General features: G+C 63.8%; 29 protein-coding genes, 1 tRNA gene and 2 pseudogenes. 18 read left to right on the top strand and 14 right to left on the bottom strand.

Features of this window, described 5'->3' with window-relative positions; genetic code table 11:
- Positions 1-13: 13 nt before the first annotated feature.
- On the bottom strand, positions 14-961 hold the full coding sequence (locus tag KBY85_RS01490; protein WP_254959812.1) for a proline iminopeptidase-family hydrolase: 948 nt from the start codon (positions 959-961) through the stop codon (positions 14-16).
- 141 nt (positions 962-1,102) lie between these two features.
- On the opposite strand from KBY85_RS01490, the gene KBY85_RS01495 reads away from it, so the two are divergent.
- From KBY85_RS01495 to KBY85_RS01510, 4 genes and pseudogenes are all read left to right on the top strand, one after another.
- Entirely contained in the window at positions 1,103-2,596 is a 1,494-nt protein-coding gene (locus KBY85_RS01495; protein ID WP_254959813.1) for a DUF1254 domain-containing protein, read from the top strand.
- The gene (locus tag KBY85_RS01500) at positions 2,593-2,850 is read left to right on the top strand and encodes a hypothetical protein (RefSeq protein WP_254959814.1); all 258 of its coding nucleotides are present in this window, start codon (positions 2,593-2,595) and stop codon (positions 2,848-2,850) included. Before KBY85_RS01495 ends, KBY85_RS01500 begins: the two co-directional genes overlap by 4 nt.
- Before the next feature lie 18 nt (positions 2,851-2,868).
- Positions 2,869-3,216, top strand: a pseudogene (locus KBY85_RS01505) (DUF1254 domain-containing protein); the annotation flags it as partial.
- A 378-nt stretch (positions 3,217-3,594) separates the two neighbouring features.
- Positions 3,595-4,008 (top strand): DUF1214 domain-containing protein, encoded by a 414-nt coding sequence (locus tag KBY85_RS01510; protein WP_254959890.1) that lies wholly within the window; start codon positions 3,595-3,597, stop codon positions 4,006-4,008.
- Here the strand turns inward: KBY85_RS01510 and KBY85_RS01515 are convergent.
- The gene (locus KBY85_RS01515; protein WP_255021670.1) at positions 3,982-4,737 is read right to left on the bottom strand and encodes a glucosamine-6-phosphate deaminase; all 756 of its coding nucleotides are present in this window, start codon (positions 4,735-4,737) and stop codon (positions 3,982-3,984) included. The two genes, KBY85_RS01510 and KBY85_RS01515, sit on opposite strands and share 27 nt — an antisense overlap.
- Before the next feature lie 2 nt (positions 4,738-4,739).
- On the bottom strand, positions 4,740-6,032 hold the full coding sequence (locus tag KBY85_RS01520) for a SpoIID/LytB domain-containing protein (protein ID WP_254959815.1): 1,293 nt from the start codon (positions 6,030-6,032) through the stop codon (positions 4,740-4,742).
- Between the two features lie 72 nt (positions 6,033-6,104).
- Between KBY85_RS01520 and rnz the strand changes: the two genes are divergently transcribed.
- Together rnz and psbV are read left to right on the top strand one after the other, a co-directional pair.
- Positions 6,105-7,064, top strand: a complete 960-nt coding sequence (rnz, locus tag KBY85_RS01525; protein ID WP_254959892.1) for a ribonuclease Z — start codon at positions 6,105-6,107, stop codon at positions 7,062-7,064.
- Positions 7,065-7,162: 98 nt separating this feature from the next.
- Positions 7,163-7,684, top strand: coding sequence for a photosystem II cytochrome c-550 (gene psbV / locus KBY85_RS01530; protein ID WP_254959816.1), 522 nt, complete (start codon positions 7,163-7,165; stop codon positions 7,682-7,684).
- A gap of 38 nt (positions 7,685-7,722) precedes the next feature.
- Here psbV and KBY85_RS01535 read toward each other — a convergent pair whose 3' ends face one another.
- From KBY85_RS01535 to serA, 4 genes are all read right to left on the bottom strand, one after another.
- Positions 7,723-8,163, bottom strand: a complete 441-nt coding sequence (locus KBY85_RS01535) for a hypothetical protein (protein ID WP_254959817.1) — start codon at positions 8,161-8,163, stop codon at positions 7,723-7,725.
- 115 nt (positions 8,164-8,278) lie between these two features.
- Positions 8,279-8,578: a ferredoxin gene (locus tag KBY85_RS01540; RefSeq protein ID WP_106502300.1), complete on the bottom strand. Its 300-nt coding sequence runs from the start codon at positions 8,576-8,578 to the stop codon at positions 8,279-8,281.
- Positions 8,579-8,719: 141 nt separating this feature from the next.
- Entirely contained in the window at positions 8,720-9,640 is a 921-nt protein-coding gene (gene prmA / locus KBY85_RS01545) for a 50S ribosomal protein L11 methyltransferase (RefSeq protein ID WP_254959819.1), read from the bottom strand.
- On the bottom strand, positions 9,640-11,226 hold the full coding sequence (gene serA / locus KBY85_RS01550) for a phosphoglycerate dehydrogenase (RefSeq protein WP_106502302.1): 1,587 nt from the start codon (positions 11,224-11,226) through the stop codon (positions 9,640-9,642). The genes prmA and serA overlap by 1 nt, the downstream gene beginning before the upstream one ends.
- 83 nt (positions 11,227-11,309) lie before the next feature.
- Between serA and KBY85_RS01555 the strand changes: the two genes are divergently transcribed.
- The 6 genes from KBY85_RS01555 to KBY85_RS01580 all read left to right on the top strand — a co-directional run bounded on the left by KBY85_RS01555 (position 11,310) and on the right by KBY85_RS01580 (position 15,400).
- Positions 11,310-11,813, top strand: coding sequence for a hypothetical protein (locus KBY85_RS01555; protein WP_254992945.1), 504 nt, complete (start codon positions 11,310-11,312; stop codon positions 11,811-11,813).
- Positions 11,806-12,555 (top strand): photosystem II S4 domain protein, encoded by a 750-nt coding sequence (locus KBY85_RS01560; protein ID WP_254992947.1) that lies wholly within the window; start codon positions 11,806-11,808, stop codon positions 12,553-12,555. The genes KBY85_RS01555 and KBY85_RS01560 overlap by 8 nt, the downstream gene beginning before the upstream one ends.
- Positions 12,556-12,600: 45 nt before the next feature.
- Positions 12,601-12,672, top strand: a tRNA-Val gene (locus KBY85_RS01565).
- Positions 12,673-12,706: 34 nt separating this feature from the next.
- Positions 12,707-14,122, top strand: coding sequence for a UDP-N-acetylmuramoyl-L-alanine--D-glutamate ligase (gene murD, locus KBY85_RS01570; protein ID WP_254959822.1), 1,416 nt, complete (start codon positions 12,707-12,709; stop codon positions 14,120-14,122).
- Between the two features lie 55 nt (positions 14,123-14,177).
- A complete protein-coding gene (locus KBY85_RS01575) occupies positions 14,178-14,636 on the top strand; it encodes an EVE domain-containing protein (RefSeq protein ID WP_254959823.1) in 459 nt (152 codons plus the stop codon).
- The gene (locus tag KBY85_RS01580; RefSeq protein ID WP_254959824.1) at positions 14,633-15,400 is read left to right on the top strand and encodes a hypothetical protein; all 768 of its coding nucleotides are present in this window, start codon (positions 14,633-14,635) and stop codon (positions 15,398-15,400) included. The genes KBY85_RS01575 and KBY85_RS01580 overlap by 4 nt, the downstream gene beginning before the upstream one ends.
- Here the strand turns inward: KBY85_RS01580 and KBY85_RS01585 are convergent.
- The 3 genes from KBY85_RS01585 to KBY85_RS01595 all read right to left on the bottom strand — a co-directional run bounded on the left by KBY85_RS01585 (position 15,387) and on the right by KBY85_RS01595 (position 16,630).
- On the bottom strand, positions 15,387-15,647 hold the full coding sequence (locus KBY85_RS01585) for a DUF2811 domain-containing protein (RefSeq protein ID WP_254959825.1): 261 nt from the start codon (positions 15,645-15,647) through the stop codon (positions 15,387-15,389). The genes KBY85_RS01580 and KBY85_RS01585 overlap by 14 nt on opposite strands.
- Before the next feature lie 375 nt (positions 15,648-16,022).
- On the bottom strand, positions 16,023-16,391 hold the full coding sequence (locus KBY85_RS01590) for a DUF1818 family protein (protein ID WP_254959826.1): 369 nt from the start codon (positions 16,389-16,391) through the stop codon (positions 16,023-16,025).
- Positions 16,392-16,399: 8 nt separating this feature from the next.
- On the bottom strand, positions 16,400-16,630 hold the full coding sequence (locus tag KBY85_RS01595) for a DNA-directed RNA polymerase subunit omega (protein ID WP_254959827.1): 231 nt from the start codon (positions 16,628-16,630) through the stop codon (positions 16,400-16,402).
- A 63-nt stretch (positions 16,631-16,693) separates the two neighbouring features.
- On the opposite strand from KBY85_RS01595, the gene KBY85_RS01600 reads away from it, so the two are divergent.
- The 3 genes from KBY85_RS01600 to KBY85_RS01610 all read left to right on the top strand — a co-directional run bounded on the left by KBY85_RS01600 (position 16,694) and on the right by KBY85_RS01610 (position 19,461).
- Entirely contained in the window at positions 16,694-18,253 is a 1,560-nt protein-coding gene (locus KBY85_RS01600; protein ID WP_254959828.1) for an Hsp70 family protein, read from the top strand.
- 103 nt (positions 18,254-18,356) lie between these two features.
- Positions 18,357-19,199: a hypothetical protein gene (locus KBY85_RS01605; RefSeq protein ID WP_254959829.1), complete on the top strand. Its 843-nt coding sequence runs from the start codon at positions 18,357-18,359 to the stop codon at positions 19,197-19,199.
- 43 nt (positions 19,200-19,242) lie between these two features.
- Complete coding sequence (locus tag KBY85_RS01610) at positions 19,243-19,461, top strand: ferredoxin-thioredoxin reductase variable chain (protein WP_254959830.1); 219 nt, start codon at positions 19,243-19,245, stop codon at positions 19,459-19,461.
- A gap of 18 nt (positions 19,462-19,479) precedes the next feature.
- Here the strand turns inward: KBY85_RS01610 and pyrR are convergent, their stop codons facing one another.
- On the bottom strand, positions 19,480-20,016 hold the full coding sequence (gene pyrR / locus KBY85_RS01615) for a bifunctional pyr operon transcriptional regulator/uracil phosphoribosyltransferase PyrR (protein WP_254959831.1): 537 nt from the start codon (positions 20,014-20,016) through the stop codon (positions 19,480-19,482).
- Positions 20,017-20,229: 213 nt separating this feature from the next.
- Here pyrR and gpmI point away from each other — a divergent pair, with 213 nt between their 5' ends.
- Genes gpmI through msrB form a run of 3 tightly spaced genes read left to right on the top strand, consistent with a single transcriptional unit; the run spans position 20,230 to position 22,563 of the window.
- The gene (gene gpmI / locus KBY85_RS01620) at positions 20,230-21,813 is read left to right on the top strand and encodes a 2,3-bisphosphoglycerate-independent phosphoglycerate mutase (RefSeq protein WP_254959832.1); all 1,584 of its coding nucleotides are present in this window, start codon (positions 20,230-20,232) and stop codon (positions 21,811-21,813) included.
- Positions 21,814-21,836: 23 nt separating this feature from the next.
- On the top strand, positions 21,837-22,067 hold the full coding sequence (gene secG, locus KBY85_RS01625) for a preprotein translocase subunit SecG (RefSeq protein WP_254959833.1): 231 nt from the start codon (positions 21,837-21,839) through the stop codon (positions 22,065-22,067).
- A 13-nt stretch (positions 22,068-22,080) separates the two neighbouring features.
- Complete coding sequence (gene msrB, locus KBY85_RS01630) at positions 22,081-22,563, top strand: peptide-methionine (R)-S-oxide reductase MsrB (RefSeq protein ID WP_254959834.1); 483 nt, start codon at positions 22,081-22,083, stop codon at positions 22,561-22,563.
- Positions 22,564-22,580: 17 nt separating this feature from the next.
- Here msrB and KBY85_RS01635 read toward each other — a convergent pair whose 3' ends face one another.
- From KBY85_RS01635 to groL, 3 genes and pseudogenes are all read right to left on the bottom strand, one after another.
- Positions 22,581-23,456: an ammonium transporter gene (locus KBY85_RS01635; RefSeq protein WP_254959835.1), complete on the bottom strand. Its 876-nt coding sequence runs from the start codon at positions 23,454-23,456 to the stop codon at positions 22,581-22,583.
- 55 nt (positions 23,457-23,511) lie between these two features.
- Positions 23,512-23,751: pseudogene (locus tag KBY85_RS01640) on the bottom strand (ammonia channel protein); the annotation flags it as partial.
- 295 nt (positions 23,752-24,046) lie between these two features.
- Entirely contained in the window at positions 24,047-25,681 is a 1,635-nt protein-coding gene (gene groL / locus KBY85_RS01645) for a chaperonin GroEL (RefSeq protein ID WP_254959836.1), read from the bottom strand.
- Between the last annotated feature and the right edge of the window lie 11 nt (positions 25,682-25,692).

The following is a 25,692-nucleotide window of genomic DNA, read 5'->3' on the forward strand; positions in this document are numbered from 1 at the left end:
GTGGCTAACCCACTTAAGGATCCTCTCGAATCGTTTGGGCATCAACCCGCCGCAGAAAATCGATCAGACCCTGGATATAAACCACCTGGTCATCAACCATCGCCATATGGCTTCCATTCGGGCAGTGGAGATGGGAACCCCGCGGCAGAGCCTTGGCCATAGCCGCCATCTGCTGGGGATTCATGGTGTCGTGGGCGGCACCAATGGTGAGAGTGGGAACCTGAATCCGTGATAGGTCAGCCCTGCGATCCCACTGGGCCAACTTGCCACGCGCGCCCAGCTCACTGGGGCCCTGCATGGGGATGTAGACCTTCGGATTGAGGTGCTCAAATGCACGCAGAACCGAATCGGGCCATTGCGCATAGGGTCGGCGCAACACATGGTGCTCGTAGTGGTGCGGAATCAACAACTCCATGTAGCGTGGGTTGTCGTAATCCTCGGCAGCTTCGATGGCTTGGAGCTCGGCCAGAACGCCCGCCGGCAGTTGACGTAGAAAATTTTCTTCAGCGTAACGATTATACTCGGGCACACTCCAAACCATGTTAGAGATTATTAATCCCTTCAGATGCTGCTGGTGGCGCAGCGCATACTCAATCGCCAGAATCCCGCCCCAGGAGTGACCGAGCAAGAAAAAATTGTTGCCATCGAGAGCCAGGGCTTGGCGCACCTGCTCCACCTCATCGACAAATCGCTCGATCTCCCAGAGATCAGCGTGATCAGGCTGGCTGCTGTGATGCGAACCCAACTGATCGTAGAAATAGAGCTCGACTCCCGCCTGGGGCAGAAAGCTATCAAACACCTCGAAATACTCGTGGGTGCAGCCAGGCCCGCCATGGAGCAGCAATAGCTTGATGTTTGGACTTGCACCGCTGCAACGTGTCCAAACCTCAAACGTGCCGTGAGCAGTCCGAACCGGAATCTTGCGAACACCGGAAGCGGGCGGAGCTGGATTAGATGTCATTGGCAAGGCCGAGAAAGATTCCTTACATAATCGTGACTAGCTGATCGTTCAGCCGCCACACGACTTTGTGTGATTCGGCGGCAAACAGCGGCGAGGTTCCTCACTAATAATTAGTACGCGACCCCCCTAGCACCCCGCTTAATGCCCCCTGTCCGCCCCGCAGCGCTATCCCTGGGAATTCTGGCCCTGCTGGCCCCCCTGAGCAGCCCGTCCCTGGCCCAGGCCGCACCCACCGCCTCAGCCAAAACCAGCGTGGACACGCCGGCTTTGGGACGCCTGCAACTGGAGAACGGCTACCCCACGGCCGCCACCGCCCGCAAGCTCTACGACACCCTCGACCTGCAGCGGGCCACCCAGGGCTACCTGTGGGCCCTGCCCGCGGTGGGCTTCAAGGCCCTCTACGACGCCCAGGCGAAAACCATGGGCGTGCGCAACGGCGATGTGCTGCTCTACCGCACGCTGCAGGACAAGGCGGGGATGCTCACCCCCAACATCACTACCCTCTACGCCTTCAGCTTCTGGGATCTGGCCAAGCAGGGGCCGCTGGTGGTGGAGGTGCCGGCCGGGCTCACCGCCGGCGGCGTGCTCGACATCTGGCAGCAGCCGATCACCGACCTGGGCCAGACCGGGCCCGACAAGGGCGCCGGCGGCAAGTACCTGATCCTTCCCCCCGGTGGGCCGGAGGTGGTGGCCCCGGGCTACCGCATCTTCCGCTCCCCAAGCAACCAGGTGTGGTTCGGCACCCGGGGCCTGGCGCCGGACAAGGCCGTGGCCGAGGCCACCGTGCGCCAGCACCGTCTCTACGGCTGGAACGAACGCACCAACCCAGCGGCCACCGGGTACAGCGAGGTGGGCGGGCGCCCCTGGCAGTCGGCCCAACCCGCCGATCTCTCCTACTGGCGGCTGCTCAGTGATCTTTACGCCAATGAGCCCGTCGCCCCCCGCGATCGGATGATGTTTGGGATGCTGTCGCCCCTGGGCATTGCGCCGGGCCAGCCTTTCAAGCCCGAGGCCCGGCAGGCACGAATCCTCAGCGAGGGGGCCCAGCTGGGTGACCTGATGGCCCGCACCATCGCCTACGACAAGCGCACCCCTGGAGCCACGGTGTACCCCGGCAAGCACTGGGAGTACGCCGTCCTGTTTGATCTGAATCAGGAATCCCCCGACAAGCTGCGGGTTCAGTTCGACGAACGCAGCTCCTGGTTCTACGAGGCCATAGCAATGTCGGTGGGGATGCAGGGCCGGGTGGTGGGCTTCGGCCAGGTGTATCTGGAGGCCTCCAAAGATGCCAAGGGCCAATGGCTCGACGGCGGCCGCAGCTATCGCATGCGCGTGCCGGCCAATGCGCCGGTGAAGCAGTTCTGGTCGATCACCCTCTACGACAACCTCAGCCGCGGCCCGCTGATCACCCCCCAGGGGGCCGCCGACCTCAGCTCCCGCAAGCCCGATCTGGCGAGCAACGCCGACGGCTCGGTGGATGTGGATTTCGGGCCAATCCGGCCTGCCGGTGCCAAGAACTGGATCCAGACCACTCCAGGCAAGGGCTGGTTTGCCTACTTCCGCTTCTACGGCCCCACCGAGCCCTATTTCGCCAAAACCTGGCAACTCAACGACATCACGACGATCCAGCCATGAAGACCAGCAACCAGCGTCCGCCCAGAAGCCTGGGGCTGATCCTCGCCCTGATGGCAGTGACCAGCGCCGCGCCGGGACCAGCCCTAGCCGCCTCTGTGGCGCCAGCCCCCACCCCCGCCGAAGCGAAGGCCATCGCCGCTGAGGCCTGGCTCTACGCCTATGCCCCCCTGCAGGGCTACCAGACCTTCTGGAACCAGACTCAGAACAAGGCCTTTCCGGGCTATGTGGGCGGCTTCAACCGATTCCGTCATTAGAGCCGCTCCGCCACCCCGGCCGACACCGACATCGTCACCCCCAACAACGACACGCCCTATTCCTGGACCTGGCTGGATCTAAGGGCTGAACCGATCGTGCTGAAGCTGCCAGCCGTGCCGGCACCCCGCTATTACGTAAACCAGTGGGTCGACCTCTACACCCACAACTTCGCCTACACCGGCGTGCGGGCCACGGGGCGCGGCGCCGGCACCTATTTGTTTGCCGGCCCCCGTTGGCAGGGCAGCGTGCCCAAGGGGATCACCAAGGTGTTCCGCGCCGAGACAGATTTCGTAGGCAGCCTCACCCGCACCCAGCTCAACGGGCCCGGGGACATCCCAGCGCTTCAGGCGCTGCAGGCGAAATACCAGTTGATCCCCCTTTCGAGCTTCGAAGGGACCAAGCCGCCCAAGCCCGCTCCGCCGGTGAACTGGCCCGCCTGGGATCCGGCAAAGGCCGAGGGAATCGGCTTCATCGGCTACCTCAACGCCCTGCTGCCGTTCATGCCCACCGTGCCGTCGGAGCAGGGGATGATGACTCGCTTCGCCCGCATCGGCATCGGCCCGGGGCGGCCCTTTGACCCCAAACAACTGACTCCCGCCACCCGCAGCGCCATCGAGGCCGGGGTGGCCGCCGCCGCCACCAACCTGCGCAGCAAGGCCCTGGCCCAGAGCAGTTCCAAGGGCTTCTTCGGCACCCGCGAGGAACTCGGGAGCGATTACCTCACCTACCGGGCCATGGGGGCGATGCTGGGGATCTACGGCAACAGCAGTTCCGAGGCCTTCTACGCCACTCAGCAGAAAGGCCCCGACGGCAAGGTGCTCGATGGCCGCCGCCAGTGGGTGCTGCGCTTCCCCGCCGGCCAGCTACCGCCGGTGAGTGAGTTCTGGTCGATCACGATGTATTCACTCCCCCAGCGATTGCTGGTGGCCAATCCGATCAACCGCTATTCGATCGGGGATCGCACCGAGGGCCTGAAGCTGGGGGCAGATGGCTCCCTGGAGATCTATCTCCAGCATGAAAACCCAGGCCCAGCCAAGGTCTCCAACTGGCTGCCGGCTCCTGCTGGGCCCTTCTTCTTCGTGGGCCGTCTCTATGGGCCAGGCCCGTCGGCCCTTTCAGGGCAATGGCAGCTACCTGCCCTGCAGGAACGTCCCTAGGGCCGCCCGATCCGCCACCACCTCCAGCCGGGGGTGGTGCTGCAGCCAGCTGGCTGGCACCTCAGGGCAGGGGGGCTCCTGCAAAGCCCGTTTCAAAATGGCAGCCTTACTGGCCCCGGTGACCACCAGCAGGATCCGCTCTGCCGCCAGGATCTCCGCCAATCCAAGCGTGATCGCCTGGGCCGGCACCGCCTCGGGATCGCCGCCAAAGGCACCAGCGTTCTGGGTCCGGGTGGCGGCGCTGAGGGTCAGGCAGCGGCAGGGGGCTTGAGCTCCGCAGGGGGGCTCGTTGAAGCCCACATGGCCGTTTAAGCCCAAACCAAGCAGCTGCAGCCCCACACCACCAGCAACCGCGAGGGCGGAGCCGTAGCGCCTGGCCTCAGCCTGGGGATCGGCCGCCAGGCCATCGGGCAGCAGCACCTGCTCAGGCTGCAACCCCAAGGTGCGCTGCAGCCGGGCAGCCATGAAGGCCGCAAAGGAACGGGTATCGGTGGCCGCCAAGCCCACATATTCATCCAGGTTGAAGCTCAGCCAGCCCTGGCGTATCGCCTGCTGTTGCGCCCCACTGAGCTGCTCAAGCTGCTGGGCTAAGGCCGCGTAGACAGGCTCCATGGTGCGGCCCGTGGCCAGTCCCAGGGGAAGCCGGGGCCGCTGCAGGCGCTCTTCCAGCAGGCGGGACGCCACCGCAGCAGCCACGGCCGGCCCATCAACGAGGCAGCGCAACTCCAACTTCAGGGGCTGACGTAGTGGCGCAACTCCGTTCCGCGGTAGTAGTGATGCAGGATCTGCTCGTAGCTCTGGCCCCGGTTGGCCATGCCGTGGGCGCCCCACTGGCTCATACCCACACCATGGCCGAAGCCCCGGCCGATCGCCAGCAGCGAAGGCGGAGGCAGTTGCACGGGCCCCTGATCCGGGGTGATGGCAGGCTCGGCTAGCCCACTTTGGTCGGCAGCCCGCGGCATCAGCGGCGGCAAGGCCGGCAGGGCCGCCAGCTGTGGGGCCAGCACCTCAAAGCGCACCATGGTGCTCTTGAGCCCCAGGCGGCTGCGCAGCTGGGCGCCGGTGAGCACCAGGGTGCCGGCAGGGCCAGTCACCCGCGCCTGGCGCACCCGACCAGAGCCGGTGGTGGCGAGCACATCGATGCGCTGGGCACCGCCGATCTCGCCAAACGCCTTCTGCAGCTGCTCGGGCTCCAGGCGCAACTGCCAGGCGTTCACCGGGCTGTGCTGATCAAAATCGGGCACGCTCACCAGGTACGGAAGCTGCTGGCTCCAGAGATCACCGCTGTTTTCGGTGCTGCCACCGGCGCTGCTGTGAAAAACCGCGTTGGCCAGGCTGGGACCAAACATCAACACCTGGCCGCGGGTGCTAACAACCGCCTGACGGGTTGAAGGGGTTTCCGCCTCAACACCCTTGTAAACCTGGCTGGAAACCGTGGCGCTCACGTCAAAGGCGGCAGCCGGCTTGCGCTGACGCAGGGCATAGGTGCGGGCTGCCACCGCCTGAGCGCGCAGGGCCGCCTGGGGCCAGCTCGCCGGCATCTCGCTGGCCACCACGCTGGGCAGGTAGGCCTCGAGGGGCACATGGTTCACGGCCTGTAGGGATGAGCTACCCACAAGCACCTGCAGTCGGCCGCGATAGCCCCGCTGCTGTAGCTGAAAATCGGCGCCTTCCTGGGGGCTGAACTGCAAATCCAACGGGGGGACAGCGGACTGGGCTGCCGGCTCCAGCCAGAGCTCTCTAACTGCAGGCAGTCGCTCCACGCCGGCGGCTCGTTCCAGCACAAGGCTGCCGGCAGCCAGCTGCAACACCACCGGCTCCAGCGGCGCCAGCGACCAGCGCTGGCTACCGGCCCGCAAAACCAAGGGCTGCTGAGGCGCCGCCAGCGTGAGCTTGACCGTTTCGAGCAACAGCACCCGCACCTGCGGGTTGGCCTGCTGGGCCCGCAGCTGTCCCGGAGCAGCACCGGTCAGCACCAGGGCGCTTGCCAGCAAAGACACCAGGGGAAAGCGCAATACGGGCACGGAGGCTGCTTCTCCCGACTCAGGGGGCCCATTGTGCCCGGCGTGGCAACATGCGCCAGAGGCAGCACGACCGTGCAGGTCACCTTTTTAGGCACCAGCTCAGGTGTGCCCACCCGGGGCCGCAATGTCTCGGCCGTGGCGCTGCGTCTGCCCCAGCGCAGCGAGCTGTGGTTGTTCGACTGCGGCGAGGGCACCCAGCACCAGTTTCTGCGCAGCGATCTGCGGGTGAGCCAGCTGCGGCGGATTTTCGTCACCCACATGCACGGCGACCATGTATTTGGCCTGCCCGGCCTGCTGGCCAGCCTCGGCCTGGCGGGCACCTGCACGGGCATCGACCTCTACGGCCCCGATCCCCTGCGCGACTACCTCGAAGGGGTGCTGCGCACCTCCTCCACCCGGATCAGCTACCCCCTTCGCACCCACCGGGTGCGATCCGCTGCCGAGAGCGGTGCCCTGCTCCTCGATGACGACGACCTCACGGTGCGCTGCACGCCGCTGACCCACCGGGTGCCTGCCTACGCCTACCGGGTCGATCAGAAGCCGCGGGCGGGCCGCTTCGACGTGGAGCGAGCCAAGGCCCTCGGCATCCCGCCAGGGCCGATCTACGCCGAGCTCAAGGCTGGGCGCGACATCAGCCTTGAAGACGGCCGGATCATCAATGGCGCCAGCCTTTGCGGCCCCGATCGCCCGGGGGTCAGCGTTGTGTATTGCACCGACACCGTGTTCTGCGAAGCGGCGGTGGAGCTGGCCCGCGGCGCTGACCTACTGATCCACGAATCCACCTTTTCCCACGCCGAAGCGGAGCTTGCCTACCAGCGCCAGCACTCCACCAGCACGATGGCGGCCCAAACCGCCCTGGAGGCCGGCGTCAAGCAACTGGTGCTCACCCACCTGAGCCCTCGCTACATGCCAGGCAATCCGATGACCCCCGACGACCTGGTAGCGGAAGCCCAATCCATCTTTGCCAACACCCTGGTGGCCAAGGATTTCCTCAGCATCGACATCACCCCATCCGAACCAGCCACGGCCTAGCCCTGCAACAGTTCGCGTTAATCGGCTGCGGAGGGCCCTTTCCCCGTGATACAAGGTCTCCGATGCGGTCTTTACCGCCTACCCGCCGGCTTTTTCCAATGGCCTCCTCCTTCCCCTCGGCTGCCCTCCGCAAGGCGGTTCGCGTTCTTGCTCGAACCATGCTTGCCCTGCTGCTGTTCATGGGCTTCGGCAGCCCGGCTCTGGCAGCCGCCTGGACCACAGAGCAGCTCACCGTGCCCGCCACGCCAGACGGCACCCTGGTGACCTTCAGCGAGCAGGAGATCAAGGCCGGTCGCAAGGTGTTCAACAGCAGCTGCGGCGAGTGCCACGCCGGTGGCATCACCAAAACCAATCAGAACGTGGGCCTCGACCCTGAAACTCTGGCCCTGGCGACGCCGTCGCGGGACAGCGTTGAGGCCCTGGTGGACTACATGAAGAACCCCACCTCCTACGACGGGGAATACAGCATTGCTGACGTGCACCCCAGCATGCGCAGCAGCGACATCTTCGTGAAAATGCGCGACCTCGACGACGAAGACCTGCGCCTGATGGCTGGCTACATCCTGGTGTCCCCCAAGGTTCAGGGCATCCAGTGGGGCGGCGGCAAGATCTACTTCTAGCCTCAGATCAACTTTTAATAACAGATCAACTTTTAGCCTCAATCCCCTTGTTCAGCCGGTGCAACAGCACCGGCTTTTTTATTGGCCGTAAAAGGCGGTGGCTTGCAGTTGGTCAGGTCTAGGGAGGTGGGCTGCTTGCTGTACCACCACTCCTGCAACTGGGATTCAAGCCGCATCGGGAACAGGGTGATAACCGTGCGGGTGGGGCGGGCGCCGGGCTGCAGCAGCTCAACGGCATAGGACGGGCAGCGGCGGGAGGCCAGATCAGGCACAAAGCGCCGGCCGATGCGCCGCCAGCTTGGCTCCTTGCTATGCCAGGCCAACCGACAGCAGGGCCAGGGCAACTCCTCGCGATCAAACAGGCGGCAGCAGGGGCCCAGCACCCGATAGCTGTAGTGGCCGCCGGGGCTGGTGTGCTCGCTCCCTGGCTCCAGCAGGGCTGCGACGTTGCCCCGGGAGGGGGGTGCCTGGGCTGACACAGAACTGCGGCTCGGGAATGACAGCAAAAAGCCACCCCCTAAGGGTGGCAGAGAAGTTCAGATTGCTCAAGCGCAGGTCCGGGATTTGCCGAGCCTGCGCAGGCTGATCTGGGGCTCAATAGAGCTCTTCTTCGGCGTGGGTCTTGATGGTGCAATCGCTGGTGGGGTAGGCCACGCAGGTGAGCACAAAACCAGCTTCGATCTGGTCGTCGTCGAGGAAGCTCTGGTCGCTTTGGTCGACGGTGCCGGAGGTCAGCTTGCCTGCGCAGGTGGAGCAAGCGCCGGCGCGGCAGGAGTAGGGCAGATCAACGCCCTGCTCTTCAGCAGCGTCGAGGATGTACTGGTCATCAGGAACCTCGATGGTCTTGTTGAGGCCTTCGCTCTCGCTGATGAGGGTGACCTTGTAGGAAGCCATGAAAAAGATTGGGGCTCACAGGCACCCGGAAGCCGGGCCTGTAGGACTCGCCCTTCATACATCCGCCGGACGCCCTAACTGTCGATTTGGCGGCCAGAACGCTGGAAGGCCAATCAAATTGAAGGCACAGATCAGCGTGCCTTATGCGACACGCCGGATCGTCATCAGGCCCCACTGGCTTTGTTCGGCAGTGAGTTCGGCCTGCCAGCCCTCGTCCCGCAGGGCCAGCTGCAACGCCGGAGCCTGGTCAACGAGCAGGCCACTGAGCAGACCCACGCCGTTGGCAGCCAGCACGGTGTTGAAGGCTGGACAAAGGGCCTGAATCACCGGAGCAAGGATGTTGCACAGCAAAAGATCGGCCGGCTGGCCCTCGAGCAGCTCAGCGAGGGCTTCTACCGAGCCCAGTTGCACCCGCACTTGAGGCGTGAGCCCGTTGAGGGCGGCATTGTCGGTGGTGGCTCGCACTGCCAGCGAATCGGTATCGACAGCCGCTACCGAGGCCGCGCCCAGCCGCAGGGCAGCCAGGCCCAGCACGCCGCTACCGCAGCCGAGGTCGGCAACCCGCAGGCCAGCCAGCCCCTCTGGCGTCATGGCGGCCAGCAGCTCCAAGGCCTCCAGGCACAGCCTGGTGGTGGGATGGCTGCCGGTGCCGAAGGCACTGCCCGGATCCATGGCAATCAGCCGCCGCTCGGCATGCTCGGGCGGACAGGGCAGCCACGCAGGCAGGATCAGCAGCCCCTTGCCCACAGGATCGGCCTGCCAGTGCTGCTTCCAGCTGAGGCTCCAGTCTTCATCGGCCTGCTGACTCCACCGCAGCGGGGGCAGGGCCAAGCCGAAGGGCTCGGCCAGGGGCGCCAGAGCCAGAGCCAGCTGTTGCCGCTCCAACTCAGGCCAATCGATTGCCGGCAACCAGGCAATCAGCTGCCGCTGGCTGGGGGTTTCGGGACGGTGCTGAACCGCAACCCGAGCTATGCCCAGGTCAGCGAGCTTCCAGAGCAGGGATTCCTCCAGCTCCGGCAGGGAGGCCAGCTCGAGTCGCCACCAGCCCGGGGCAGCGGCCATCAAAGGGTTACCGGGTGGGCTTCCTGAATGCCGTTGATGGCGTGCACCGAGACCAGCAGGCTGGGGGGGATGGGGTCATCGAGGCTGAGCACCATCACGGCGTCACCACGCACGATGCGGCGGCCCACCTGCATAGAGGCGATGTTGACGTTGTGCTCGCCCAACAGGGAGCCCAACTGGCCGATGATCCCGGGCATGTCCCGGTGGCGAGTGAACAGCATGTGGCGGCTTGGAGCCACGTTCACCGGAAATTCATCGATGGTGGTGATGCGCAGCTCGCCTTCGGCGAACACCGCTCCGGTAACGCTGTGGCTGGCCTGGGAGTTGCGGCAGCTGAGCTGCAGCGAACCACCGGCGAAATCACGACTGGCGTCATCCTTGACTTCGAGCACGTGGATGCCGCGCTCCTTGGCCTCCAAGCTGGCGTTCACGTAATTGATGCTGTCGCCCAGGGCGGTGGAAAGCAGACCCTTGAGGGCCGCCACCACCAGCGGCTGGGCAGGGTGGGCGGCGAAGTCGCCCTGGAGTCTCACCTCGAGCTCACTGATCGGGCCACCAGCCAGCTGGCTCAGCAGCTGACCCAGGGTTTCGGCCAATTGCAGGTGGGGCTTGAGCTGCTCCATCACCTCGGCATTGAGGCCAGGAATATTCACGGCGCTGCGGGCAGGCAAGCCAAGCAGTACGTCGCGGATCTGCTCGGCCACATCGATCGCGACGTTTTCCTGGGCTTCTTCGGTGGAGGCACCCAAATGGGGCGTGAGGATTAGGCGCTCCTTCACCTGCCGCAAGGGCGAACCTGCCTCTAGGGGCTCTTTGGCGTACACATCAAGGGCAGCGCCGCCGATGGTGCCGTTCTCAACCGCCTCAGCGAGGGCCGCTTCGTCAATGATGCCGCCGCGGGCGCAGTTAACGATCCGCGCCGTCGATTTCATTGTCTTGAGCAGCTCCGCGTTCACCAGGTTCTCGGTGTCTGGGGTGCGGGGCAGGTGCAGGCTGACGAAGTCAGCTTCGGCAAACAGGGCGGGCAGGGGCAGCAGTCGGACCTGCATTTGCTGGGCCCGCTCGGCAGACACGTAGGGGTCGTAGGCCATCACGTCCATGCCCATCGCCTTGGCCACCCGGGCCACGTGGGAGCCGATCTTGCCGAGACCCACCACGCCCAGCTTTTTCTTGTAGAGCTCGTTGCCCACGTATTTCTTGCGATCCCAGCCGCCGGCCATGGTGCTGGCATGGGCATGGGGCACGTGGCGCGACAGGGCCAGCATCAGGGCTAAGGCCTGCTCAGCGGCGGCGATGGTGTTGCCCTCCGGCGAGTTCACCACAAGTACACCGCGCTTGGTGGCCGCCGGCACATCGACGTTGTCGACGCCGACGCCGGCTCGTCCAATGATCCGCAGCTTGTCGGCCGCTTCGATGATTTCGGCAGTCACCGTGGTGCCTGAGCGAATCATCAGGGCGTCGTAGTCGCCGATGATCGCCTTGAGCTCCTCGGGGGGCAGGCCAGTGCGTACATCAACCTGAGCCACCTGGGACAGGATGTCGATCCCCGCCTGGTCGATGGGATCCGAAACGAGAACCTTTGTCATGCCCGGCGGTGCGAAGCGGAGAGCCGGCCGTGCAGTGTAGTGAGCGGCGAGAATCGCCCCAACAACACTGAGCAAGGCGCAGCGTGGGCACAAGTGTGGTGGTAGTTCTGAACGACCGCAAAAGGTTGCATCAGCTTCGGGATCGACTGGCCGAGCTGCAGCCGCCGCTGCTGCAGTTGGAGGCCATCGGAGAGGGAGAGCAGGCCATGGCCGAGGTGGCCCGGCTAAACCCTGCGGTGGCAAGGCGGGCCCGCCAGCAGGGCATGGCGCGCTGGCTAATTCCCTTTGGCTTTTTGGCTGGCCTCACCTTCACCTACATCACCGATCTGGACACCTTCGCCTTTGCGGGTGCCTGGAGCCAGCACCTGATCGGCGCCCTGCTCGGCATGGGTTCGGGCTGGATGGGCAGCTTTGCAGCCGCCGCGAGCGTGCGCTCCGAAGAGGACGACCGCATCCGCAGCCTGCGCAACCGGGTGGAAGAAGGCAACTGGCTGCTGCTGGCCGAAACCGCTAACGGCATCGATATGCCTTGGACCTCCCTGCAGCAGGCCAAACCCCTGGCGGTGGTGCGACTGGGCGATGGCTAGGGACCTTGAAGCCGTGATCGCTGCCGCAGACCAGGCCCTGCGCACCTGGGAGCCGGTGTGGACTCCCTTTCTTGATGGGGCGTTGCTTGAGCAGGCCCAAGAGCACCTGGCAGGGCTGGCCGAGCTGGAGATGGCCAGCCGGGGGGGCTACCCAGGAGCTGAACGCCAGCGTCTGCTTTTGCAGCGCTACGACGCAGCCATTGATGCCGATGAAGTTGCCGCCGGCCTGATGGGCCTGGAGCTGGGCGGCAATTTCCTATTTGACCCGGCTGAGCGACAAGACTTCCGCGCGGGCCTGCTAGCCCTCGGCGCTGCGGAGGGAGAGCTGGGCGATCTCTGGCTGCGAGGCGACCGGGGTGCCCAGGCAATTCTCACGGCTGCTCAAGCTGCTGCCTTTGATGGCCGCACCGCTGTGGTGCGCACGGTGGAGGTGGCCCTGGAAGCCCGCCCCCTGCATGAGTTGCAACTTCCGGCGCCGCGCCTGCCCCGCCGCTTTCAAACCGTGGAAGCCTCCCTGCGCCTCGATGCGGTGGCCTCTGCCGGATTCGGGTTATCTCGCAACCGCATGGCCGAGCTGATCCGCCAAGGCAGGGTGAGACTCAACTGGCAGCCAGTCAGCAGTCCCAGCCGGCCGCTGACGGTGGGAGACCGGGTTCAGCTGGAGGGCCGGGGCGAACTGCAGCTTGAGACGGTCACAGCAACCAAGCGGGAGCGCTGGCGAATCGAGCTGGTGCGCTGCTGAGTGATTACCTGAATCAGGCCTACCTGTAACCTGGCAAAGCTTCTGGGGCGATTAGCTCAGAGGTAGAGCACTACCTTGACACGGTAGGAGTCACTGGTTCGAATCCAGTATCGCCCATTTTAAAAGTTCAGTATTAGCCCTAAGTTTCGAGATGGCAGATGCAACAAGGGAATTGACCGTTGTTGTTGGACTTGCTCGTTCAGGGATTGGTGCTGCTCGGCTGCTTAACCATCTCGGCCATGCGGTGCTGGTGATTGAGATCCAATCCAGCCCAGCACTTGAAACCAAAGCGAGCGAGTTGCGCCAGGCAGGCATTGATGTGCTGCTAGGCGTGCCCCTCCACGGCGACGCCTTTGCCGCCCTTGGCCCTACTCCAGCAGCCGTGGTGGTGAGTCCAGGCATCCGCTGGGACCATCCCACCCTGGTGGAGCTGCGCAACTCAGGAGTAAGCACCAAAGGCGAAATGGAGCTGGCTTTCCAAGCCAGTGGCGACGTGCCCTGGATCGGCATCACCGGCACCAATGGCAAAACCACCGTTACCCACCTGGTGAGCCACCTGCTTCAGCACGCTGGGCTCGATGCCCCCATGGGCGGCAACGTTGGCTTCTCTGGGGCCGAGCTGGTGCTGGAGCGACTGGAGCGCGGCGATCCCCAACCCAACTGGCTGGTGATGGAGCTCAGCAGCTATCAGATCGAATCGGCCCCTCAAGTGGCACCACGGGTAGGAATTTGGACCACCTTGACCCCCGACCATCTCGAGCGCCACGGCACCATTGAGGCCTACCGGGCCATCAAACGCAGCCTGTTGGAGCGTTCCACGTCGCCCATACTCAACGCCGATGACGCCGACCTACGCGCCCATGCCGCCGGCTTGCAGCGGGCCATCTGGGTCACCGCCGGCAGCCGGGAGGACCTCCCCCCCACGATCCAGCCCAGTCTCTGGATCGAAGCTGGCCAGGTATGGCAAGCCCCCCAGCCCGGCGAGACCGGCCCCGGCAAACTTTTAATGGCTGCGGATTGCCTAGCCATGCCCGGCGCCCACAACCGCCAAAACATGCTGCTGGCCGCTGCGGCCGGGCTCGAAGCCGGCTTGAGCGGCGCCCAGATGGAGCAAGCCTTCCGCTCCTTTACCGGCGTGCCCCACCGGCTTGAGCTCATCCGCGAGCAGGAAGGCATCAGCTTCTACAACGACAGCAAGGCCACCAACTACGACGCCGCCGAGGTGGCGCTGCATGCCCTGGACGGTCCGCTAGTAGTGCTAGCCGGTGGTGAATCGAAGCAGGGAAATCCCAATAGCTGGCTGGCAGCCTTGCAACAGAAAGCCGCAGCGGTGGTGCTCTACGGAGCTGCCCAGGCAGAGTTTGATCAACTACTTAGCCAGGCAGGCCTTAGTGGAGTTGTGCACTGCTGCGACAGTCTGGCTGAAGCCGTACCCCTGGCCGACCAATTAGCCCGCAGCCATCGCTGCCGAGCTGTGCTGCTTTCCCCTGCCTGCGCCAGCTTTGACCAATACAACGATTTTGAGGCCCGTGGTGATCATTTCCGCCAGCTGGTGATGTCGCTGTAAGGGCGTTCAGCTATTTAGCTCCTAACATTCGCGCACCAGGCGAACGCAACTGGCCATGGCCTATTGGTTGATGAAAAGTGAGCCCGATGTCTACGGGATTGATCATTTGCAGCGGGAGGGCAGCACCCTATGGGACGGCATTCGCAACTACCAGGCTCGCAACTTTATGCGGAGCATGCAAATTGGCGATCGGGCTTTTTTCTACCACTCCAATACCAAACCACCGGGCATCGTGGGCTTGATGGAGGTGGTTGAAACCCAGATTGTCGACCCCAGCCAATTTGATCCCAACTCCAAATATTTCGATCCCGCCGCAAGCCTGCAAAAGCCCCGCTGGGACTGTTGCCGGCTGCGCTACTTACGCCATTTCCAGCAGCTGCTCAGCCTGGATGCCTTACGGGAAAACTTCAGCCCCGAGCAGCTGGGGGTGGTGAAGCGGGGCAACCGTCTTTCGATCCTGCCGGTTGAGCCCAGCAGTGCCAAGCGACTGCTGGACCTGCTTGAGTCACCATGAGCCAACTGGCCCGGATCAGCCCCAAGCCCCCCCTAGCCATCCGCAGCGCCGTCGAGCGGGGCTGGGCTGCCTTCAGCCACTGCCCCTGGGTGCTGATGGGGTTCACCCTGCTGAGCGGCGGCGCCAATTTGGCTGCCCAGCTTCTTTATCGCTACGAAAGCAGCCTGGTGCTGTCGCTGCTGGGCAAGCCCGACCCCATCGCCATCACCCTGGCGGCGGCGGCCTGGATCATCTATGCCCTTACCGGGCTTTGGCTGGTGGTGGGGTTGATGCGGGGGGCCCAACTAGCTCTCAATCAGGGGCGACCCAGGCTGGGAGCACTGATCCGGGTCGATGGCAGAGCGATGTTGCGCTGCTTTGGAACCGTGGTGCTGATCCTGGTGGTGCTGGCACTGATAGTGCGCCTGGCCCAGGCGAGCTCCTGGCTGCTCACGATGATTCAACCTCTGTTAGCCCCCCTACCGCTGGTGGCGGGTTTGGCAGCCATTGTTTATTTGAGCGCCGATCAAATTCTGAGCCTGCCGCTAGCCCTAATCGGAGGGCTTACCCCCCTGGCAGCCTTTCGCAGCGGTCGGGCCGCCACCGATCCCCACTGGCTCCAAGCCCTAGGCCTAACCCTGGTGCTGCTGGCCATGGTGCTGGCCGGCTTCCTGGTGCTGCTCATCGGGCTGGTGGTGGCGTTGCCAGCGGCGGCCTGCACCCTCACGGCCGCCTACCAGCAACTCTTCGGCCAGGAGGACCGGGGCCAGCTCACTGCTGCCTGAAGCTCGCCTGGGCGGGAAAGAGATTTGCCAGGTAGCAGCGGGTGACTTCCCGGTCGCCAAGGCCGTTCTGCACCAGGAAACCAGCCAGGGCAGCTTGAAACAACCGGTATTGATCCCAATTGGGGTGCTGGTCGATAAAGCCACGCATCGAGGCCAGTAATGCCTCAGGCACCTCTGCGCGAAAGCTCACCGTTAAGCCTTCCCCCTCCACGGGAGCTTGAGCTCGGACGGGAGTCTGCAGATCCATGGGAAATAACGGCCTTGTGTGGCACCAGTTCTCCACATCGGGCCGGGCCCGTCAAATGGCCTGGCGAAGCTGCCCTGGCCAGCCTCCAAAGCTAAGAACCCAGCTCTGCCAGAGCATTTGCCATGGCCCCCTCGCCTTTGGGCCAAGCGGTGAGGCTGGAGCCAGCGCTGTCAAGGGGAAAGGCTCTGGCAGCGAGCTTCTCCCCAGGCCCTAGTGGGCAAGACCCATCTGAACAACTGACCTGGGGAAAAACTGAGCAAAACCAAGAGTGATCTGGGGGCTGGGCGGGAATACGGCAATGATCAGCAGTGCTGAACAGCTTCAACTGCCGCTGGGTCTCAGCTGCAACCGTGCTGGCTTGCCCACATGCCCCAGCTAGCCGCCAGCCCCCTGAGCCAGGGCCGCCACCAAAGCCGCGCTAGGCCCGGGTAGCCAGCTGCCCTCAACGGCACGGCAATCAGCCCCAGGCGTGAGCACAAACCGCAGTGACCAGGCGTTGCGGTCGCCTTCCAAGGCAATCCACAAAGGGCCGCGCTCTAGCTCAATGCTGATCGACTCTTCAGCCATCAACTGACTGGCCAGATCATGGTGCTCTTGCACCAACTGCACCAGAGCCTGACCCAGCCCACGGGCCTCCTCCGCTGTGAGCTCAGAGGCCCAGCCCTGGCCACCAATCAAAAAAGAAAAGGGGTGGCGGGCTGAATCCTCCAGCCACCTCCACCCCTCACCTTCTTGAACAAGCATCCGCCGAATCAGCCGGGCAGCAAATCGGGCTGGTCCTGCTCATCGCTCATTTCGATGATGGCCCGCTGCACGGGTTTGATCATTGAATCGTCAAGCAGGCCATCGAAATCATCGAAACGACGCTGCTTAGCCCGAAAAGCAATCTTCACCGTGGTGAGGTAACGGTTGCTGGTGTGGCGGATCAGGCTCTCGGCCCGCTGGGCCAGTTCCTTGTAGTTGACGTCAATACCGCTCTGCATGGGCAACCTTTCAATCACCTCAACCTAGGTCAACAGCGGCAACTCCCCGTTTAGAAGGGTGTAATGCGGGGCACGCTGGCGATTGATCTAGGCAGCAGCACCACGGTGGTGGCCTACCAGGGGCCAGACACCGCGGCCAAGCTGCTGGCCCTGCCGCCTTACAGCACCAGCGAGCCGGTTGCGGTGCCAACGCTGCTATGGCTCAGCGATCCAGCCATGCCACGGCCCCTGATCGGTCGCCAGGTATTGGAGGCGGGCCTGGCCCACAGCGATGGCCCCCAGTTGCATCGGGACTTCAAACGGCAAATAGGCGCGCTCCCCTGCCCGGCGCCCCAACCACCCCCAGCCTTGCCACTGCGGCCAGAACAGGCCGGAGCCTTGCTGCTGAGGCAACTCTGGGCCGCCCTGCCGCCAGGGCTTGCGCCCGAGCGGCTGGTGCTGACCGCTCCTATTGACAGCTACCCCCGCTACCGCCAATGGCTGCAGGAGGTATGCCGCGAGCTAGAGGTGCCGGAGCTGGCCCTGGTGGACGAGCCCACCGCCGCAGCCATCGGTGCGGGATTGCCTGCCGGCAGCACGGTGCTGGTGGTGGACCTGGGAGGCGGCACCATCGACCTCTCCCTGGTGGCCCTAGAGGGTGGCGAGGGTCGCCCGGCGCCCATGGCCCAGCTGCTGCGCTTCGCCGGCCGGGATCTGAGTTCAAGTCGCCAGGCCCTGCGCTGTGCCCGGGTGATCGGCAAGGCGGGGGTAGCCCTGGGAGGCCGGGATATAGATCGCTGGATCGCAGCCCACCTTTGTCCCGGAGCCCCCCTTAATGGGGCCCTGCTGGAGGCAGCTGAATCGCTCAAATGCCAGCTCAGCAGCGCCGAAGAGGCCCTGGTGTTCTGGAGTCCAGCGGGCCTGCCTCCCCAACCACTGCGGCTGAGTCGCAGCCGCTTAAACGCCTTGTTGGTGGAGCGGGGCTTGCTGGCCCAACTCGATGATCTGTTGGAGGTCGTGTTGGCGGGAGCCCGCCGCGATGGACTGGCCCCAAACCAGATCACCGCCCTGCTGCCGGTTGGTGGCAGCAGCCGCATGCCCCTGATCCGCCAATGGCTGCAGGAGCGCTGCGGCGGCATTCCCCTGCAGGAAAGCCGGCCGGTGGAAGCCGTAGCCCTGGGGGCCCTGGCCCTCACCCCGGGGGTGCGGGTGCGGGATGTATTGCGCCACGGAATTTGCCTGCGCTGCTGGGATCAGCGCTCCAGCCGCCATCACTGGCAACCGCTGTTTGTGGCGGGACAAACCTGGCCGAGTGAGCGGCCGCTGGAAATCGTGCTCGCCTGCAGCAGCCCCAACCAGCGAAGCCTGGAGCTGGTGCTGGGAGAACCAGACAACGAAAGACGCAGCGAGGTGGTGTTTGAGGCCGGGCTACCGGTGCTGCGTCCGCGACCAGCGGGGCAAGCCCGAGTGATGCCCTGGAGCGAGCAACCCCCAGACCTTGCCCTGGACGTGCCGGGACAGCCTGGCGAGGACTGTCTGCGGTTGTCATTTTCTGTCAACGACCAGGGCCAGCTGGTGCTGGAGGTCACGGACCTACGCAGTGGTCGCCTCAGCGCCCCCCAACTTCTTGGCCCGGTGCGCTGAGAGTTAGCGGCAAACTTAAGTGGACGCCGCAAGCGCTGCCCTCCGCTGACGGCATCTCGGCCGCAGCGTCCATAAAACTAAGTTTCATACTTCCGTATTTGCCTTGGCCCTACGCCGCCACAGGCTGCCCCGTTTCTGGCTGGGTCTCACCCTGGGTCTTGTGGCCTGCGGCATTGGGGCGACCTACTGGTGGGAGCAGCAGCTGCCGCAACGGTTGGAGCAGGCGGCAAGGAGCGGCGACTTAGAAGCCTGCCTGCGCTACAGCGAACAGCTCGAAGCCCTGCGCTGGCTGGGGGGGCAGGCCCCTGCCGAACAAGGCAGCTGCCGGCGCCGCAAAGCGGCCCAGCTCTGGCAGCAGGAGCGCTGGGGCGAGGCTCTGCAGTTGCAATTGCAACTGGTGAACTCCCTTGCCGGCAGCGAAGCCGACCGCCAGCGGCTGCTGGTGTGGCAGCAAAACCTGCAGCAGCGCGCCATGACCCGCTTCCAGGAGGGCGACCTACCCGCTGCCCTGAAGATCCTGGCTGTGATGGGCGATGACCACCGGGCCGACGGCGACAGCCTGGGCGACAAACTCAGTGAAAACTGGACTCGCAACCGGCTGCAGCTGGAGCGGGCCAAGGGCCTCACAGAGCAAAAGCGCTGGTGGGAGGCCCTCGAAGCCCTCACCCGCATTGACCATCCCTGGTGGAAGACCCAGAGCCGCGGCCTACAAGCCAAGGTGCAGAAGGGCATCGAAGGCTTGTCAGTGCAGGAGCGCGAACACGACGCCCATGGCCAGCTGCCCCACACCGTGCCCGCCGCCCAACTCGATGCCCATGTGCGCCAACGAATCTCCCAGGGTATGGACGAGTGGTCCGCGTTCCAGGAGGCCTGTCGGGCCTTAGGTGGACAGGTGGTTGAGGCCGGGCCGGAGACGGCCTGTCAGCGCCGATCCAGCAAGCGGTGATTGGCGCGTGACAAGATTGGCCCCGCGATGAAGCTCTGGAGCCATGCAGCCAGGTGATCAGGTTCAGGTCTCCCAAAGCGTGGTCGTCTACCACCACCCCCAGCACCGCGGGGTCGCCTTCGATCTCAAAGGCCAACAGGGTGAGGTGGTCACCGTTCTCAACGAGTGGAAGGGCCGGGTGATCAGCCCAACCTTGCCGGTGGTAGTTGCCTTCGGCAAATTTCGAGCCCATTTCCGCTCAGATGAGCTGGCTCCCGCCTGATCGCTTGCCTGACTCTCGCTAGAGCTCCGGCCGCAACAGGAACACCCCCTCCTCGCCATCGATCTCCTGTAGGCAGAGCTGGATTGATTCTTGGCGACTGGTGGGCACTAGCTTTCCACAGAAATCAGGCTGGATCGGCAGCTCCCGGTGACCGCGATCCACCATGGCCAGCAAGCTGACCCGCTTGGGCCGCCCCCAGGCTTGCAAGGCTTCAAGGGCCGCCCGCACAGTGCGCCCCGTAAAGATCACGTCATCCACCAACACAACCTGGCGCCCATCCAGAGCCACGGGCAAATCGGTGGGCTGGCCCAGGCGGGTGCCGACTCGCTCCAGGTCATCTCGATGAAAGGTGGGATCGACACTGCCTTGGTCGATCGGATGGCCGGCTAAGACTGCCAAGCGGGAGGCCAAAACCTCAGCCAACGCCACTCCACGGGTGGGTATGCCGAGAAGCACCAAGGAGCTGCTATCGGCCACGCCTTCCAACACCTGGGAGGCAAGCCGGTCAAGGGTGCGGCCCAAATCCAGGGATGAGAGCAGTTCAAGCCGATGCATTAGGGAATAAGGAGTCGGCTAGGGCTGGTTGGCTGTGTGACCAAAGGCTGACCCCGAGGGAAGCAGTTGGGATCGCAGCACATTTGCACTGTAAGTTGGTTTTGGAAGGCGTTGGTTCAACGTCGCTAGGCCAGACGGGTGACGACTATTCCCTCCCAGCAGCAATCCACCCTGGTGCCAGGCCCAGCATCGGCCTCTAGGGCTTCATCCTCTGTGGCCCCGGTAGTACTCGCCATTTTGGATGGCTGGGGTTACAGCCACGAAGCCGATCACAACGCCATACGTGCTGCCAGCACCCCGGTGATGGATGCCCTCTGGCACGCCTACCCCCACACCCTGATTGAGGCCAGCGGCGCCGCTGTCGGCCTGCCAGATCATCAGATGGGCAATTCTGAGGTGGGCCATCTCACAATCGGCTCCGGTCGAATCATTCGCCAGGAGCTGGTGCGGATCAGCCAAGCTGTCAAGGACGGCAGCCTGGCCGCCAACCCTGCGCTCAATTCCTTAGCCGACCGCCTACTTCTCAAGGGCGGCTGCCTGCACCTGATCGGCCTGTGCTCCGATGGGGGCGTGCACAGTCACATCACCCACCTAGGGGGTTTGTTGCAATGGGCCGCGAGCCGCGGTCTCAAGGATGTCTGCATCCACGTGATCACCGATGGCCGGGACACGGACCCGAGCAGTGCCCCCCGATTCGTCACCCAGGTTCAAGAGCAGATCAGTCGGGCCGGCGTGGGCCGAATCGCTACCCTCTGCGGCCGCTACTGGGCCATGGATCGCGATAACCGCTGGGACCGCACCGAAAAGGCCTATCGACTCTTAACCGAACCAAGCGAGATATCCGAGCTGAGCCCGGTCAACGCCATCCACGCCTCCTACGCCCAAGAGATCGGCGACGAATTCCTCGAACCGTTGCGATTGGCGGAGGGATTGATCAAGAGCGGAGACGCTCTGGTGTGTTTCAACTTCCGGCCCGACCGGGTGCGCCAGTTGATCCGCGCCCTGGTTTTGCCGGAATTTGACGACTTCTCCCGGCAGCGCCAAGCCCAACTGGATGTGGTCACCTTCACCCAATACGAAAGGGGCTTGCCCGTAGCGGTAGCTTTTCCGCCCGAATCTCTCGATGGCTTACTGGGCCAAGTGGTGTCGAACTCGGGGCTGCGCCAGTTCCGCACAGCTGAAACCGAAAAATATCCTCACGTTACCTATTTCATGAATGGGGGCATTGAGCAGGCCTTCCCTGGAGAAGATCGCCACCTAGTCCCCTCCCCCCGGGTGGCTACCTACGACCTATCCCCGGCAATGTCCGCCGGCGAGCTCACTGAAAGTTGTATTGCCGCAATCAAAAAGGGCATTTACTCGTTGGTAGTAATCAATTACGCCAATCCGGACATGGTGGGGCACACCGGCAAAATGAAAGCCACCACTGAAGCAATCACCACTGTCGACACCTGCGTAGGAAAGCTGATGGAGGCCACCAACCGCATGGGAGGCACGCTGCTGATCACCGCAGACCACGGCAATGCCGAAGTGATGGAGGGCCCAGATGGTCGCCCCTGGACGGCTCACACCACAAACCCCGTGCCCGTAATTTTGGTTGAGGGCGAGAAACGCAAGCTGCCCGGCCACGGCACCAATGTGTCGCTGCGTGACCATGGCGGCTTAGCCGACATCGCCCCGACCCTGCTGGAGATCTTGCACTTGCCCAAGCCCGCAACCATGAGCGGTGAATCACTGATCCTGGCAACTGGCACCGCAGCCGCATCCAGTCCCATCCCCCAGACCCTGGGCGTTTAACCTGCCCCTATCCAAAGAGGCCCATGTTCACTTCAGTTTTGTCATGGGTGTGGATTGGCAGTGGCGTTCTGCTGATCATCAGCGTGCTGCTACATAGCCCCAAGGGCGATGGCATGGGCGGGCTGGCCGCTAGCGGCGGTTCGATGTTCACCAGTGCCCGTAGCGCCGAAGCCACCCTCAACCGCATCAGCTGGACGTTGCTAGCAATTTTTCTTGGTCTGGCTGTTGTGCTCAGCGCCGGCTGGCTCGGTTAGGTCTGTGACGCCAATGCCGCGACGCAATCTGCTGGTAGCCCTGGGATCAAGCCTGGGCGCCTTCTTCACTGGCGTCTCCCGCGCCGAAGCAGCTTCCAAGGCCCAAGATCCCGCCTGGCAGCTCAGCGAAGCCAGCTGGAAGAAGCGTCTCAACCCTGCCGCCTATAACGTGCTGCGCCAGGAAGGCACCGAAAGGCCCTTCTCCAGCCCCTTGAATAGCGAAAAACGCCCAGGCACTTTTGTTTGTGCTGGCTGCGCCCTGCCCCTGTTTAGCTCCAAGGCCAAATACGAGAGCGGCACCGGCTGGCCCAGCTTCTGGCAACCGCTGCCCAAAGGGATCGCCACCAAGGTGGACTTCAAGTTGATCGTGCCCCGCACCGAATACCACTGCCGGCGCTGCGGCGGCCATCAGGGCCACGTGTTTGACGACGGCCCTAAGCCCAGTGGCAAGCGCTACTGCAATAACGGCGCAGCCCTCAATTTCATCTCCGGTTAACCGGTGTATTCGCTGTTTTAGGCCTCTTCGCCGTGAGCATTGATATCGAGGCCCTGCTGCTCCTGAATATCGTTAACACGCAGTGGCATCACCAGGCGAATCAGTAGAAGAATCACATACGTGCCTACTCCAACAAAAAGGATGGTGAATCCTGCGGCCTTGAGCTGAATCCAGAGCTGACCTGGCTGGCCCACTAGCAGTCCATCGGCGCCAGCGGGATTGAGGCTTTTCAACGTGAACACTCCAGTTAGCAGAGTGCCGAGCAACCCGGCCACGCCATGCACCGGCAGCACATCGAGGCTGTCATCTAGCCGCCAGCAGTTCTTGAGTTGCATGGCATAGCTGCAAACTAGTGCTGCCGCAAAGCCGATCAACACAGCCGCCAGAGGGCTCACATAGCCAGCCGCTGGGGTGATCGCCACTAGGCCGGCCACGGCGCCGGTAGCCACACCCACGGCAGTGGGCTTGCCGCGCTGCCATGTTTCCAGCAGCATCCAGCCCAGGGCAGCTGCAGCGGCAGCGGTATTGGTGGTGAGGCAGGCAAGGGAGGCCAAATTGCCTGCCACCAGGCCGCTACCACCATTGAAGCCAAACCAGCCGAACCAGAGCAGGCCCGCCCCAAACAGGATGAAGGGCACGTTGTGGGGTGGGGCGGCATAGCCCACGCCCCCACTGCGACGCCGGCCCACCACCAAGGCAGCAACGGCGGCGGCCACGCCCGAGGCCAGTTCCACCACCAGGCCACCGGCGAAGTCGATAGCACCGAGGCCGGAGCTGCCCAGGAACCCACCGGGGCCCCACACCATGTGGGCCAGGGGTAGATAGATGAAGGTGCTCCAGAGCAGCAGAAACACCATCCAGGCGCGGAAATGCATCCGCTCCACCACCGGCACCGGAAATCAGCGCCGGAGTGATTATCGCAAAAGTGACCTGGAACAGGGCAACGGCACCGTGACTGAGTTGCCCATCCCCATAGGGCGCCGACCAATTGCTGAGCCCCGCCCACTGCAACCCGCCGATGAAAGGAGCTAGGGGACCGCTGCCGGGAGAGAAGGCCAGGCTGTAGCCGAACAACACCCAGAGCACACTCACCAGGGCCATGGCGGTGAAGCTCATCACCATGGTGTTAAGCACGTTGCGGCTACGAACAAAGCCCGCATAAAAGAGTGCCAGAGCTGGCGTCATCATCAGCACCAGGGCAGCACTCACCAGCACAAAACCATTGTTGGCGCTGCGAAGGGCCAGATCGGTTGCAAACAGCAGCGGCACAGCTGAGCCAAAAGCAGGCGCCACCCTGAAGACCAACGGATCAGCAGCCAGTAGCAACCGCTACCAAAAGAGCCTTTAAAGGTGGCAACCGATACAGCCGGGATGGATGGGCCCGCTTGGCTGAACGGAAACGAACAAAAAAAGGGCAGAAGGAAAACCCTTCTGCCCTCGCTGACGATGAAGGAGTGGGGCCTAGAAGGCACCCATCTCGCTGTCAATAGTCGAAGTCGCCGCCGCCCATGCCGCCACCGGCGGGAGCTGCATCTTTCTTGTCTGGCATGTCGGCCACGATGCACTCGGTGGTCAGCACCATGCCGGCGATGGAGGCGGCATTTTGCAGACCGGAGCGGGTCACCTTGGCGGGGTCGACGATACCAGCAGCCAGCATGTCGACGTACTCGCCGGTGGCGGCGTTGTAGCCCTCGTTGAAGGGCTTGTTGCGCACGTTCTCAGCCACGACAGCGCCATTGACGCCAGCGTTTTGAGCGATGCGCATCAAGGGCGCGGTCAGCGCGGAGGCCACGATGTGGGCGCCGATCAGCTCCTCGCCAGAGAGGTTGGCCGCAGCCCACTCCTCGAGGGCGGGGGCCAGGTGGGCCAAGGTGGTGCCACCACCAGGAACGATTCCTTCTTCAACAGCCGCCTTGGTGGCGTTGATGGCGTCTTCCAGGCGCAGCTTCTTGTCCTTCATCTCGGTCTCGGTGGCGGCACCCACCTTGACCACGGCCACACCGCCGCTCAGCTTGGCAAGACGCTCCTGCAGCTTCTCCTTGTCATAGGAGGAGTCGGTTTCGTCCATCTGCTTGCGGATCTGCTCGCAGCGGGCCTTCACAGCCACATCGTTGCCTTCGGCCACGATGGTGGTGGTGTCCTTGTTGATGGTGATGCGGCGGGCGGTGCCCAGCATCTCCAACTTGGCGTTCTCAAGCTTGAGACCGGCGTCCTCGGTAATCAGCTGACCGTTGGTGAGAACGGCGATGTCCTCGAGCATGGCCTTGCGGCGATCACCGAAACCAGGAGCCTTGACTGCCGCCACGTTGAGCACACCGCGCAGGCGGTTGACCACGAGGGTGGCGAGGGCTTCCTTCTCGATGTCCTCGGCAATGATCAGCAGGGGCTTGCCGGTACGGGCGATCTGCTCAAGCACGGGCACCAGGTCCTGCACCAGGCCGATCTTCTTGTCTGTGAGCAGGATGTAGGGCTCTTCGAGCACCGCTTCCATGCGCTCGGTGTCGGTGGCGAAGTAGGGCGAGATGTAGCCCTTATCGAAGCGCATGCCTTCGGTGACCTCTAGCTCGGTAACCATTGATTTCCCTTCTTCCAGGGAAATCACGCCTTCCTTGCCAACCTTGTCCATCGCATCGGCGATCATGCGCCCCACCTCTTCGTCGTTGCCGGCGGAGATGGTGCCTACTTGGGCGATGGCGCTGGAGTCGGAGATGGGCTTGGCGTGCTCCTTGATCTTGCCTACGAGGAAATCGGAAGCCTTATCGATGCCCTTTTTGAGGGTGATCGCATTGGCGCCCGCAGCCACGTTGCGCAGGCCTGCCTTGACCATGGCGTGGGCCAAAACCGTGGCGGTGGTGGTGCCGTCACCAGCTGCGTCGTTGGTCTTGGAGGCGGCCTGACGGATCAGGGCCACACCGGTGTTCTCGATGTGATCCTCGAGCTCGATCTCCTTGGCGATCGTGACGCCGTCGTTGATGATCTGGGGAGCACCAAACTTTTTCTCAAGCACCACGTTGCGGCCCTTGGGTCCAAGGGTGACAGCAACGGCCTCAGCCAGAATGTCGATACCTCTTTCGAGAGCTCTGCGAGCGTTCTCGTTGTAAATAATGCGCTTAGCCATGGAAGGCGATG

The sequence above is a fragment of the Cyanobium sp. BA5m-10 genome (assembly GCF_024346255.1).
In the GTDB taxonomy this organism is placed as follows: domain Bacteria; phylum Cyanobacteriota; class Cyanobacteriia; order PCC-6307; family Cyanobiaceae; genus Cyanobium_A; species Cyanobium_A usitatum.